Raw genomic sequence first — 12,502 nt, 5'->3', positions numbered from 1 at the left:
GCCTCTCACGGGAGTTCGCCATGTCTGTCGCCACCGTTGCCGCCGCTACGACCATTTGCGCCCCGCTGCCCGTTCTCGGCCGGGATGTCACCGTCCCGCTCGTCACGGGCGGCGAAGTCACCTACGCGGCGCTCGACTACGCGGCCAGCGCCCCCGCCCTCCAGCGCGTCTGGGACGACGTGGCGGCCTACGCCCCGTACTACGGCAGCGTGCACCGAGGCGCCGGCTACCTCTCGCAGCTCTCCACCGACCTGTTCGAGAACGCCCGCAGGACGGTCGAGGAGTTCCTGGACTGCCGCCCCGACGACCAGCTGATCTTCACCCGCTCGACGACGGACTCCCTGAACCTCCTCGCCGCCGCCCTCCCCGCCGACTGCCAGGTCTTCGTCTTCGAGACCGAGCACCACGCGTCCCTGCTCCCCTGGAAGGACGCCCGGGTCACCTACCTCGACGCCCCGCGCACCCCGGGCCAGGCCGTCGAGACCCTGGAGCGGGCCCTTGCCGACCGTGACCCCCAGGGCCCGGCCCTGGTCTGCGTCACCGGCGCCTCGAACGTCACCGGCGAGCTGTGGCCGGTACGGGAGCTGGCGGCCACAGCGCACGCCCACGGCGCCCGTATCGTCCTGGACGCCGCCCAACTCGCCCCGCACCACCCGGTGTCCGTCCAGGACCTCGACGTCGACTGGATCGCCTTCTCCGGCCACAAGCTCTACGCCCCCTTCGGCTCGGGCGTCCTGGCCGGCCGCGCCGACTGGCTCCAGGCGGCCGACCCCTACCTCGCGGGCGGCGGCGCCAGCCGCAAGGTCACCCGGCGCGAGGACGGGGGAGTGGACGTGGAGTGGCACGACAGCGCGGCCCGCCACGAGGCCGGCTCCCCGAACGTCATCGGCGCCTACTCCATCGCGTCGGCCTGCAAGGCCCTGACCGAGGCGGGTTTCGACACCCTGGTCGCCCGCGAGCAGCGCCTGATCGAGAAGGTCCGGGCGGGCCTGGCCGAGGTCCCGGAGGTCAAGGTGCTGTCGTTGTTCGGCGACGACGCCCCGCGCGTAGGCGTCATCTCCTTCGTGGTCGACGGCTGGAACAGCTCCCACTTCGCCGCCGCCCTCTCCGCCGAGTACGGCATCGGCGTCCGCGACGGCCTCTTCTGCGCCCACCCCCTGGTCCGCACCCTGCTGGGCAGCGACCCCCAGACCCAGGGCGAGTGCGGCGCCCCCGAGGCGGCCCCGGGCGAGAAGTCCCTCAACGCGATCCGCGTGAGCTTCGGCGCGGGCACTCCGGACGAGCACGTCGAGCGTTTCGTGACGGCCGTACGGGAGCTCGTGACCGACGGCGCGAAGTGGAACTACCGTACGCAGGACGGCCGTTGCGTGCCTGCCGTGTGACCATCCAGGGGTGGGCACTCCGACGGGACTGGGCGAGCCGCTGATCGAGGCGGTCGTACGACGGCTGCCGCGGCTGCTTGGCGGCAGACCGGTCCAGCTGTACGAGGAGGGGCTCGTACGCGGTGCGCGGGTCCGGCGCTGGGCGGACGTGACGCACTGGCGCTCCACCGTCGACGTGATCGTCACCAGCGACGAGCAGGGAGACAGGGCCTGGTACACCCTGGCCCACCGGCATCTGCTGCGGTTCGGCGACGGGACGGAACAGGGGTTCCTGCTCGACGAGCGGCGGACCGAGCTGGGGCCGATGGTCGCCGAGCCCTTCGAGAACCTCCGGATCCGGACCGCCGCCGAGCACATCCGCAAGCGGGTTGCCGAGGCCCAGGCACCCACGCTGCTCGACCGGATCGAGACGGGCCGTCAGGTCACCTTCGGCCCGCTCACGGCGGACGCGCACGGGCTGTTCCTGCCGGGCGGGCTGGTGGCCTACCGCTGGGCCGAGATGCGGGAGCCGTATCCCGCCGTCGACCTGCCGGACTTTCCCGTGCCGGCGTCCTGGTGGCTGCGGCCCCGGGGCGTCCGGCTCGTCCTGCTGGGCAAGGACGGACACGGCGACCCGCACCGCACCGAGCTGCCGGCCTGGGAGGTCGTGAACTGGGGCGCGCTGGTCGCCCTGTGGAGGCGGCTGGGCGCGCGCTAGGAGTCCAGCCCGATGGCGAACGCGGCTTCAAGGTCATGCTGCGAGTACGTCCGGAACGCCACGTGCGTATCCGTCCCCTCGACCCCGGGGATCTTGCTGATCCGCCCGGGGATCACCTCGGCCAGGTCCTCGTGCTGCCGCACCCGGACCATCGCGATCAGGTCGTACGTCCCGGTGACGGAGAAGACCTCGCTCACGGATTCGAGCGCGGCGATCGACTCGGCGATCTCGGGAATCCGGTCCACGCTGGTCTTGATGAGGACGATCGCGGTGATCACGGCTGGTTCTCTCCCTCGGGGACCGTTACTGGGGCGGCCCCAACTCTAGTGGTACGACCGAATCTCACCCACGCGTAACCGAAGCCCAGCGTGAAGCCCACCAGGTGGGCGAGGTACGCCACCCCGGGCCCCTGCGCGGCCTGGCCCGCCGCGAGCCACTGCAGGGCCGCCCAGAACGGCAGGACGACCCAGGCCGGGAAACGCAGCGGCAGGAAGAAGAGGAAGGGGAGGAGACTCGTCACGCGGGCCCGGGGGAACAAGTACAGAAACGCCCCGAGGACCGCCGAGATCGCCCCGGAAGCGCCGACGAGGGACTGCTCGGAGTCGGCGTTGGCCACCGCGTAGCCCAGCAGCGCCAGGTAGCCGCCGACCAGGTAGAACAGGGTGAACTCGACACGGCCCAGCCGTTCCTCGGTCATCGCTCCGAAGACGTAGAGGAAGAGCATGTTGCCGAGGAGATGGATCCAGCTGCCGTGGATGAAGAGGGCCGTGACGGGGGTCAGGGCCTCTCGGGCGGGGTGGTCGAACAGTTCGGCCGGAACCACCCCCCAGCGGCGGAAGTACGCCCGCTGCGCGGCGAGCAGCGCGTCCCCGGTGCCGTAGGACGGGACGAAACCCGAGGCCGGGCCGAGGGCGAAGATCAGGCAGCACAGGCCGATCAGGACGTATGTCATGGGCGCCGAGGTGCCGCGGAACGTCCTGACGAGGGCCGGGCCCCAGTTGCTGATCACGGTTACAGAGCATGACGTAACGGGGCGTAGCGGAACAGCGTGCCTCGCCGCTGTGGACGGCCGAGCGGCGAGTACCCGCCAGGCCGTAGGGTTACGAGCCACACTCGCCGGGGAAACCGGCGATCACGGAAACTGGAACAAGAAGGAAGCGGACAGCCACGATGACGGTTCCCCTGCCGACCGGCTCCACGCGGTGGCGCTGCACCCTCTGCGGCAACCTCACGCGCTTCGACGTGACGCGCTCGTCGAAGGTCGTGGAGTACCTCCACCTGGACCTGGCGGGTGAGCCGAAGGTGGAGGAGCGCGAGGTGGTCAGTGAGACCATCGAGTCGGTGCGCTGCCGCTGGTGCAATGCCGTGGATCAGGTGGAACTCGTGGACAGGCCGGGCGCCGGCTCCTGAGAGGGAGCGGCCCCGCACACATATAGGGGTGTGAGGGATGGTGGAGAACTCAGGCGGGGGGCCGGGCGACGGCGCCGCCGAGATGCTCGACCGTCCGCTGCCCGACGGCGTGCGGAGAAGAGTCGTACAGATCGTCTCTGACGGCTTCGGCGGCCTCACCGTCTCCGAACTGCCCGCGCAGCTACGACAGTACGCCCGCTTCGCCCCCAACCGGCGCGCCAAGTTCGCCGGCAACGCCATGGCCGCCGCGCTGGAGACCGATCCGCTGTTCCGGCAGCGGATCGGGGAGAAGCTGAGAGAGGCCCAGTCGGAGCTCGCCGGCGCGCTCGACTCCGGCTCGCCGCCCCCGGCCGCGGATCCGCTCGACGTGGCGGCCGCGGCCTATGTTCTGCGCCCCACCGGCTGGGTGAAGCTGGTGACCGCCGCCGGCGAGGAGGCGCTGCGCGCCGACGCCGAGCGCGCGGACGAGGAGAGCCGGGCCGAACTGGAGCGGCTGCGCGAGGAGTTGGCGCAGGCGCGGGACGCGACCCGGGCCGACACCGAGCGGCTGCGCACCGAGCTGGACGCGGCGAAGAAGGAAGCGGACTCGCTGCACCGCAAGCTGCGTGCCGCCCACAGCGACGTCAAGCGCGGCGAGGCCGCCCTGCGCAAGCTGCGGGCCGAGACGGACACCGCGCGCGCCGAGGCGCAGACCCAGCTGTCCGCCGCCGAGAGCGAGAGCCGCCGCCTCAAGGCCCGGCTCGGCGAGGCGGAGGCGGCCCTGGAGGCCACCCGCAAGGCCGCCCGCGAGGGCCGCAGCGTCGAGGACATGCGGGTACGGCTGCTGCTCGACACCGTGCTGGACGCGGCCCAGGGGCTGCGCCGCGAGCTGGCGTTGCCGCCCGTCTCCGTACGGCCCGCCGAGACCGTCGACGCGGTCGAACCGGGACGAATGACCCCGAAAGACATCGCCGCGCGGGCGCTGTCGGACAACGACCCCGCGATCCTCGACCAGTTGCTCGCGCTGCCGCAGGCCCACCTGGTCGTCGACGGCTACAACGTCACCAAGACCGGCTATCCCCAAATGCCCCTGGAGAAGCAGCGGTTGAGGCTGCTCGGGCAGCTGTCGCAGCTCGCCGCGCAGACCGGTGCCGAGGTCACCTGTGTCTTCGACGGGGCCGAGCTGGCCGCGCCCGTGCTGCTCGCGCCGCCGCGCGGGGTGCGGGTGCTGTTCTCCAAACCGGGCGTCACCGCCGACGAGTTGATCCGCCAGCTGGTGCGCGCCGAGCCGCCCGGCCGGCCGGTGATCGTCGCGTCGACCGACCGCGAGGTGGCCGACGGCATCGCGAAGGCGGGCGCCCGGCCCGTCGCTTCTGCGGTACTCCTCAAGCGACTGTCGTGAAGGTCAACGTACAGGTTTAATGCCGGAATTGACCGAACCGTCACGCAACGTAGCGTCAATCGACCATCACTGCATGTTGGTTATGTGCAAAGAATGCTTTGAGTGACAGCATTTTTTCGTGTGAGGATTTGAACTGATCACAGAAACATCACTAGGGTCAGGCCTCGAACCTCCGAACGGGTGATCACTCAATAGAAGGAGCTCGACTCCGTGGCGTCCCATCGTCGACCGAAGCAGCCGAGCCGCACGCGTGTGACTGTGCTGACCACCGCAGCCGCAGCCGCCGTTGCCTTCAGCGCTCAGGCCGCGAATGCCGCGCCGAGCGAGAAGCCCAGCAAGGACGAGGTCAAGGCGAAGGTCGACGCCCTCTACGAGCAGGCCGAGCAGGCCACCGAGAAGCTCGACGGGGCCCAGGAGAAGCAGGAGAAGCTCCAGAAGGAGATCTCCACCATCCAGGACAACGTCGCCCGCGGCCAGGAGGAGCTCAACAAGCTCCGGGACGGCCTCGGCACGATGGCGAGCGCCCAGTACCGCACCGGGGGCATCGACCCCTCGATCCAGCTGTTCCTGTCCTCGAACCCGGACGACTACCTCGACAAGGCGTCCACGATGGACCAGTTGAGCAGTCAGCAGGTCGAGGCGCTCACGAAGATCCAGGGCAAGCAGCGCGAACTCGCCCAGGAGCGCGCGGAGGCGAGCAGCAAGCTCAAGGACCTCTCCGCCACCCGCACCGAGCTCAAGAAGAAGAAGGACGAGGTCAAGGCCAAGCTGGCCTCGGCCCAGAAGCTGCTCAACACCCTGACCGCCGCGGAGAAGGCGGCGCTCGACCAGGAGCAGGCGCAGGCCGCCAACCGCTCCAGCTCCCGTGTGAACCTCGGCAACACCGGTTCCGCCTCCGGCCGCGCCGCGTCCGCCTTCGCCGCCGCCCAGTCCGTGATCGGCTCCCCGTACGTCTACGGCGCCTCCGGCCCGTCCTCCTTCGACTGCTCCGGCCTCACCTCCTGGGCCTACGCGCAGGCGGGTGTCTCCATACCCCGCACGTCCGAGGCGCAGGCGAGCGCGGGCACGATCATCTCCAGCGAGAGCGACCTGAAGGTCGGCGACCTGGTCATCTTCTACAGCGACCACCATCACGTCGGTCTGTACGCGGGCAACGGCCAGGTGCTGCACGCCCCGCACACCGGTGCCGTGGTGCGCTACGAGTCGATCGGCAACATGCCCTTCCAGTTCGGCGTCCGGATCTAGTCGAAGGCCAAACCCCCGAGAGTTTACCTGGAGTTGCGCTTATCTTTACCGATGGCATACCTTCTGTTGAGTTCATGACAGAGGGGGAAATATGTATCGGTTTCGGATAGGCGCGACCGCGCTCGCAACGGCGGCTTTCTGCGTCGGTGGGCTGACGTTCGCCGGTACCGCCCACGCGGTGGTCAGCAAGTGCACCGGTATGCAGTCGAAGTCGTTCTCCACCCCGGGGTTCGACACGGACGTCGACCTCCAGGTCTGCATCCAGGAGAGCCCCACGAGTCCGGCGAGCGAGGACTACCGGACCTACACCGCCGTCCTCACCGGCACGTTCAAGGACGGCGGTGGGGGAAGCACCAGGAAGTTCGACAACTTCGACCTGGAGATCCGGCTGGAATCAAGTCCCGCGGGCGGGACCGGAAGTGACTACGTCGACAGCAAGGCCGTCTGCGACGTCACCGCCGACATCAACCGTGACGACTCCGCCGGGCTGCGCTGCCAGACCGGCCTGAAGATGAGCATCAACATGCGCCCGCGGGTCACGGGAGACGCGACCGTCCGCTACGACATCGACGCCGACGGCAAGGGCGCTCTGGGTCCCTGGGACCTCACGGGATCGCCTCACTTGTAGAAGCTGTCGCGGTCGCGTCGGTCATTGACCGTGTCCGACGTGACCGCACCGCCCGAACGGGCGAATTGCGACACACCACGCTGACCCCACGCCCCGCCCATGACCTGCGTCATAGGCGGGGCGTCACGTTATGTGTCCGCGGAGGTCTTTGGCCCGCACCCCTTCACAGAGCTACTGTCTGGCGCGTTTCCCCGCACCGGGGGAACGGTCCGTGTCCGCCAGCGGAAGGAAGTGCGACTCTCCGTGGGATCCCGTCGTCGCCTTGCACCGTCCGGGTTCGACCGAGGCGCCAGTGCCGCGGTCTGTGTTCTGTCCGCCGCCGCAGCAGCACTCGGCGCCATGCCGGCCGGCTCCGCCGTGGCCGCGCCGCACGACGACTCCCGGGCCGAGGTGGACCGGCTCTACCACGAGGCCGAGCAGGCGACCGAGGCCTACGACAAGGCCGACGAGAGCGCGGGGCAACTGCACCGGCAGGTGAGCAACGCGCAGGACCGGATCGCCCGGCAGCAGCAGCGCATCAACACCATGCGGGACGCGCTGGGTTCACTCGCCGGCGCCCAGTACCGCTCCGGCGGCATCGACCCCACCGTCGCGCTGCTGTTCTCCGACGACCCGGCCGACTACCTCGACAAGGCCTCCGTCCTCGACCGCATCACCACCCAGCAGGCGGGCCAGCTCAAGGACCTCCAGGAGGCCATGCGCGAACTCGCCCAGGAACGCACCGAGGCCGCCGGACACCTCGCCGAACTGGAGCGCAGCCGCAAGGCCGTCGCCACCCACAAGAAGACCGTCGAACGGAAACTCGCCAAGGCCCGGCAACTCCTCAACCAGATGCCGCTCGCCGAGCGCGCCTCCTTCGACCGAGCCTCCCGCTCCTCCCGCGAGGACATCCCCGACCTCGGCGCCGGCGTCCCGTCCTCGGGCCGCGCCGCCGCAGCCGTGGCCGCCGCCCGGTCCGCACTCGGCAAGCCGTACATCTGGGGCGCCAACGGCCCCGGCGGCTTCGACTGCTCGGGCCTGATGCAGTGGTCGTACGCCCACGCGGGCGTCCACCTCCCGCGCACCTCGCAGGAACAGCGCTACGCCGGCCACCGGATCCCGCTCTCCCAGGCCCAGCCCGGCGACCTGGTCGTCTACCGTTCCGACGCCAGCCATGTCGGCATGTACGTGGGCAACGGCCAGGTCATCCACGCCCCTTACCCCGGTGCGCCGGTGCGCTACGACCCGGTCGGCATGATGCCCATCTCGTCGGTCACGAGGGTCTGAACCCGCCCGAAAGGGTCGTACGATCGGGAAGTGACTGGTCGTAGGCGGGCGTCGCGCTCCGGAGTGCTCGCGCTGTGTCTGCTGCTCGTCTCGCTGGTGGGATGCGGCGGGCAGCCGGCGGCGGACAGCGCGAAGGCGGAGGTCCAGAGCCTCCTCGACCGCCAGTCCGCGGCGGTCCTGCACCACGACGGGACGGCGTACACGAGGACCGGCGCGCGCACCGCGTACGAGAACCTGAGCGCCGTCCCCTTCGCCTCCTGGTCCTACCGGCTGACCGCCCTGCACCGCACCGGCGCCACCGCGACCGCCGACGCCGAACTGAGCTACAAGGTCAGGGGCTACGACACCTCACCCGTCACCGTCGGCCGCGCGCTCACGCTCCGCCTCACCGTGGACGGGCAGTGGTACGTCGACTCGGACAAGCCCGCGAAGAAGTCCGGCCAACAGCTGTGGGACCAGGGGAAGGTGAGCGTCGTCAAGGGCGCGCACAGCCTCGTGATGGGGGTCGGCCAGGACGCAGACAGCCTCGACGACTACCGCTCACTCGCGGACCACGCCGTACCGGCCGTGTCGGACGCGTGGGGCACGGACTGGACCCGGCACGTCGTCGTGCTCGTCCCCGGCTCCCTGGACGGCATGGCGGGCCTCCTGGGCTCGCCGGCGGCCTCCTACCGGGGCATCGCCGCGGTGACGACGGGCGAGGCGGGCGGCTCGGGCAGTGCGCCCGCGGACCGGATCATCGTCAACCCGGAGGCGTACGCGCTCCTGGGCTCGATGGGCAAGCAGGTGGTGCTCACCCACGAGACGACCCATGTGGCGACCCGGGCCCACACCACCTCCGCCACGCCGCTCTGGCTCTCGGAGGGCTACGCCGACTGGATCGGCTACCGGGGCACCGGCCGCACCCCGACCCAGGCCGCCCCGGAGCTCTACCGCGCCGTAGCGGAGGGCAGCCTCCCGACCGCCCTCCCCGCCGACAAGGACTTCGGCTTCAGCAGCGAGCCGACGAAGCTCGCGCAGGCGTACGAGGGCGGGTGGATGGCCTGCCGGATGATCGAGGACCGCTGGGGAGTCGACCAACTGGGCAGGTTCTACCGGGCTGTCGGCGCCCACAAGAAGCGGGCGGGGGCGGTGGAGGACGCGATGAAGAGCGTGCTCGGGGTGACGTTGGCCAACTTCACGGCGGAGTGGCGGGACTATCTGAAGGCTCAACTCGCCTGATCCGGCGACCGGTTCACCTCTGCTGGTCCAGTTGGCCGATGGCCTCCGCGAGCCACTCCCGCTCGGCCGCCCCCGTCGCCCGCGCGACCCGCAGCATGCCCTGCCGGAACAGATCCCCGCTCTCCTCCGCCCGCACGGGCTCGCCGTCCCGGTAGAAGAAGCTCGCCGGGGTCTCCAGGAACTCCAGCCGGCGACGCAGCACGGCGGCCTGCTCACGCGGGTCGGGCAGGTGCCGTAGGAAGGCCAGGACCGTGTTGAAGCGGACGTGGTCGGTGATCTCGGCCTGCTTGGGGTGCCGGAGCCGTTCCAGGAGGTCCTCGCGGCCCTTTTCGGTGAGGGACAGGACCCGGCGCGGGGCCGCGCTCGTGCCCTCCTCCGTGTGCTGGTCGAGCTTGCCGGCGGTGACCAGGCGGGTGAGTGCCGGGTAGAGCGCGCCGTCGCTGACCGGGCGGACATGGCCGCTGAGCGCCTTGATGCGCTCCTTCAACTCGTAGCCGTGGAGCGGCTGTTCGGCCAGGAATCCCAGGATCGACAGTTCCAGCATGGTCCTCCTTCGCACGGTTCTTGCGGACCTCGTGCACCCATGGTACCTCTAATCGAGCTACCTCGATTAGAGGTGGCTCGTATCGAGGAGGACCGACCTGTGAACAGCCATCGCAAGCAGCTCGTCTCGCTCGCCCACCCCGTCTACCTCTCGCTCCTCGCCTCCGTCGCCGCCGGGATCATCAACACCGTCTGGGTCTCCCGGCTCGGCGGCCCCGCTGTCGCCGCCGTGGCCGTCGCGACCAGTACCGAGAACGTCCTGCTCGGCATCGCCCTGGTCTTCGCCTCCGGCACGACCGTGCTCGTCGCCCACGGGAGGGGAGCCCGCGACCCGGCCGCGATACGGTCCGCCGTGCGCGGCGGGGCGGCCCTCTGCGCACTGGTCACACCGGTGGTCGTGGCGACGGGCTTCCTGCTCCGCGAACCACTCGCCCGCCTGGTCCTCGGCGGCACCGGACCCGAACTCTCGCTCGCGGTCGCCTACTTCGCGATCTCCCTGCCGGGCATCGCCGTCTTCTACGTCCAGCAACTCGTCGACGGCATCCTCAAGGGCGCCGGCGACACCAGAACCCCGATGCGCCTGGCCCTGCTCGCCAACGGCCTGATCCTCGTCGCCGACCCGTTCCTCATCAACCTCTACGGCGTCCGGGGCGCCGCCGCCTCGACCGTGCTGTGCCGGGTGGTGGCGCTGGGGGTGGGGCTGCGCGCGCTGCGCCGAAATGCCCTGCTGCGTACGGAGGTCGACCCCGCCGAGTCCGTTCGCGCGGCCCTGCGCCGGACGTTGAGCACCGGCCTGCCCATGTCCGCCGACTTCACCGTCCGGCAGGGCGGGGGACTGGTGACGGTCGCGATCGTGGCGCGGCTCGGGGTGACTGCGGTGGCCGCGTACGCCATCGCCTACAAGGTCCTGTACGTGGCGACGATGGCCTTCTACTCCGTGCGGCAGGCCGCCTCCATCCACACCTCGCACCTGCGGGGAGCGGGAAGGGACGCACGGCGGGAGATCGGGCGGGAGGCGATGCTCGTGTCCGGGATCGTGGGAGTCGGGGCGGCCGTCCTGCTCCTCCTCACCGCCCCCTGGATCATGGCCGCCTTCGGCGCCGGTCCCCAAGTCGCCCACGGGGGCGTCCTGTTCCTGCGCTGCGTCGGCCCCTACCTGCTCCTGATGGCCTGCTTCATCGCGCTCGGCGGGGTCTTCGAGGGCAGCGGGGGAGCACCGGCGCTGCTACGGGTGACGGTGCTCGGTACGGCGGTCCAACTCCCCTTGGCGTACGGGCTGTCGGGGCTCGGTCTGCCGGGGGTGTGCCTGGCGCTGGCGCTCTCGATGGGGGTGCAGTGCGCGGCCGTCGCCGTGCTGCTCCGGCGGCGGGCCCGGTCTCAGGAAGACGCCGAAGTCGCCTTCGAGCGGGTCGCCTGACTCGGCAGCGGCGGTACGTCCGCCCAGGTGACCGACGCCCGCCACAGCTCCCGTGCGGCGATGAGGGCCGCCGCGATCAGCAGGCCGTTGCGGACGATCAGCAGGGTCACGCCCAGGCCGTCGCTTGCGACCACGTGGGCGAACCAGATCGGGAACTCCAGGACCGTGACGAAGGCGGCCACCAGGACCAGGGCGACCGGGAGCCTCATGCGGCTGGCTCGGAAGCAGGAGCAGACCGCCGCGAGGCCGATCAGCCAGACGACGTACTGGGGGCTGATGACGCGGCTGGTGACCGTGAACATCAGGACGGCCACGAAGGCCGCGTCCGCGAGGGTGTGGGGCAGGAAGCGGGCCGCCATCAGGCGCCAGAGCATGAGCCAGCCGAAGGCCATCGCGGTGAGGCCCAGGGCGGCCGTGCTGACCCAGTTGACGTACGGGCCGACGAACTCGACCGAGCCGTAGTTCAGGAGGACTTGGCCCGGCCAGCCGAAGTGCCGGGCCACGTGGAAGACCAGGGAGCCCAGCGACTCCACCTCCGTGCCCCGGTTGCGCTGGAAGTTCAGGAAGGCGAACGCGCCCGGCATCGACACCGCGAAGAGCGAGGCGATCACCACCACCGTCACCGCCGCCGCTCCCCACGCGCGGCGCTTGACCGCGCCCAGCAGGAGCAGCGCCGGCCACACCTTCAGGAGCGCCCCGAAGCCGGCCAGCGCTCCCATCACGCGGGGATGCCGGGTGCCGGCGAGCAGCGCGGCCACCGCGACCGCGGTCACCATCACGTCGTAGCGCGCGTACACGGTCGGGCCGAGCAGCGGGACGCCCGCGACCCAGACCCAGGCGCCGCGCAGGGTCCGGCCGGGGCGCAGGCCCGTGTACAGGAGCAGGGCCAGGACGGCCAGGTCGGCGAGGAAGGCGAGGACGAAGAACGCCGACGCGTAGTCCAGGAAGCCCAGCAGGGCGGGGGAGAGGATCGGGAGGGCGGCGGCGGGCGGGTACTGCCAGGTGACGTCGTCCAGCGGGAAGCCGCCGTGGCGGAGCGTCTCGTACCAGCCCTGGTAGATCACCGACACGTCGCTGGTGACGTCCGGGCCCGGGAACACGAGCACCTTGAAGACGAACAGCAGGAGTACGACCCTGGTCAGGCCCCAGGTTCCCAGCAGCGGCGCCAGCCGCCGTCCCGCGCCCGCGATCTCCACCTGAGCCCCTGTTCCGTGCCGTGCCTGCCGATGTGGGGCACATGTTCTCCCGATCTGCTGTGCGATGGCCATGAAGCGCGGCCGTGCGGGCCTGTGAGTCGTCGTCCGGTGGGGCC

13 protein-coding genes are annotated in these 12,502 nt (G+C 70.7%); 9 read left to right on the top strand and 4 right to left on the bottom strand.

Annotated features, from left to right (window positions below):
• Nucleotides 1-20 precede the first annotated feature (20 nt).
• Nucleotides 21-1,382 carry an aminotransferase class V-fold PLP-dependent enzyme gene (locus ACGFY9_RS09695; RefSeq protein ID WP_393753183.1) on the top strand — a complete coding sequence of 454 codons (1,362 nt, stop codon included), beginning with the start codon at nt 21-23 and terminating at the stop codon, nt 1,380-1,382.
• Nucleotides 1,383-1,392: 10 nt separating this feature from the next.
• Nucleotides 1,393-2,079 carry a hypothetical protein gene (locus ACGFY9_RS09690; protein ID WP_393753182.1) on the top strand — a complete coding sequence of 229 codons (687 nt, stop codon included), beginning with the start codon at nt 1,393-1,395 and terminating at the stop codon, nt 2,077-2,079.
• On the opposite strand, the gene ACGFY9_RS09685 is transcribed toward ACGFY9_RS09690, so the two are convergent.
• Together ACGFY9_RS09685 and ACGFY9_RS09680 are read right to left on the bottom strand one after the other, a co-directional pair.
• A complete protein-coding gene (locus ACGFY9_RS09685; protein ID WP_019062383.1) occupies nt 2,076-2,357 on the bottom strand; it encodes an Lrp/AsnC family transcriptional regulator in 282 nt (93 codons plus the stop codon). The genes ACGFY9_RS09690 and ACGFY9_RS09685 overlap by 4 nt on opposite strands.
• Complete coding sequence (locus ACGFY9_RS09680; protein WP_393753181.1) at nt 2,354-3,088, bottom strand: rhomboid family intramembrane serine protease; 735 nt, start codon at nt 3,086-3,088, stop codon at nt 2,354-2,356. Before ACGFY9_RS09680 ends, ACGFY9_RS09685 begins: the two co-directional genes overlap by 4 nt.
• 161 nt (nt 3,089-3,249) lie before the next feature.
• Between ACGFY9_RS09680 and ACGFY9_RS09675 the strand changes: the two genes are divergently transcribed.
• The 6 genes from ACGFY9_RS09675 (at nt 3,250) to ACGFY9_RS09650 (ending at nt 9,230) form a co-directional block, all read left to right on the top strand.
• Complete coding sequence (locus ACGFY9_RS09675) at nt 3,250-3,489, top strand: hypothetical protein (RefSeq protein WP_033284410.1); 240 nt, start codon at nt 3,250-3,252, stop codon at nt 3,487-3,489.
• Between the two features lie 37 nt (nt 3,490-3,526).
• Nucleotides 3,527-4,870 carry an NYN domain-containing protein gene (locus tag ACGFY9_RS09670; RefSeq protein ID WP_393753180.1) on the top strand — a complete coding sequence of 448 codons (1,344 nt, stop codon included), beginning with the start codon at nt 3,527-3,529 and terminating at the stop codon, nt 4,868-4,870.
• Nucleotides 4,871-5,080: 210 nt separating this feature from the next.
• On the top strand, nt 5,081-6,115 hold the full coding sequence (locus ACGFY9_RS09665) for an NlpC/P60 family protein (RefSeq protein WP_393753179.1): 1,035 nt from the start codon (nt 5,081-5,083) through the stop codon (nt 6,113-6,115).
• Between the two features lie 91 nt (nt 6,116-6,206).
• Entirely contained in the window at nt 6,207-6,743 is a 537-nt protein-coding gene (locus ACGFY9_RS09660) for a hypothetical protein (RefSeq protein ID WP_393753178.1), read from the top strand.
• A 243-nt stretch (nt 6,744-6,986) separates the two neighbouring features.
• Nucleotides 6,987-8,009, top strand: a complete 1,023-nt coding sequence (locus ACGFY9_RS09655) for an NlpC/P60 family protein (RefSeq protein WP_393753177.1) — start codon at nt 6,987-6,989, stop codon at nt 8,007-8,009.
• A 30-nt stretch (nt 8,010-8,039) separates the two neighbouring features.
• Complete coding sequence (locus ACGFY9_RS09650) at nt 8,040-9,230, top strand: hypothetical protein (protein ID WP_393753176.1); 1,191 nt, start codon at nt 8,040-8,042, stop codon at nt 9,228-9,230.
• A 13-nt stretch (nt 9,231-9,243) separates the two neighbouring features.
• On the opposite strand, the gene ACGFY9_RS09645 is transcribed toward ACGFY9_RS09650, so the two are convergent.
• A complete protein-coding gene (locus ACGFY9_RS09645) occupies nt 9,244-9,774 on the bottom strand; it encodes a PadR family transcriptional regulator (protein ID WP_393753175.1) in 531 nt (176 codons plus the stop codon).
• Between the two features lie 99 nt (nt 9,775-9,873).
• Here ACGFY9_RS09645 and ACGFY9_RS09640 point away from each other — a divergent pair, with 99 nt between their 5' ends.
• Nucleotides 9,874-11,190: an MATE family efflux transporter gene (locus ACGFY9_RS09640; protein ID WP_393753174.1), complete on the top strand. Its 1,317-nt coding sequence runs from the start codon at nt 9,874-9,876 to the stop codon at nt 11,188-11,190.
• Here the strand turns inward: ACGFY9_RS09640 and ACGFY9_RS09635 are convergent.
• Nucleotides 11,151-12,386 carry a glycosyltransferase 87 family protein gene (locus tag ACGFY9_RS09635; RefSeq protein WP_393753173.1) on the bottom strand — a complete coding sequence of 412 codons (1,236 nt, stop codon included), beginning with the start codon at nt 12,384-12,386 and terminating at the stop codon, nt 11,151-11,153. The two genes, ACGFY9_RS09640 and ACGFY9_RS09635, sit on opposite strands and share 40 nt — an antisense overlap.
• Nucleotides 12,387-12,502: the final 116 nt, after the last annotated feature.

It is taken from the genome of Streptomyces sp. NPDC048504, assembly GCF_043200035.1.
GTDB lineage: Bacteria > Actinomycetota > Actinomycetes > Streptomycetales > Streptomycetaceae > Streptomyces.
This window is presented reverse-complemented; position numbering and strand designations above follow the sequence as displayed.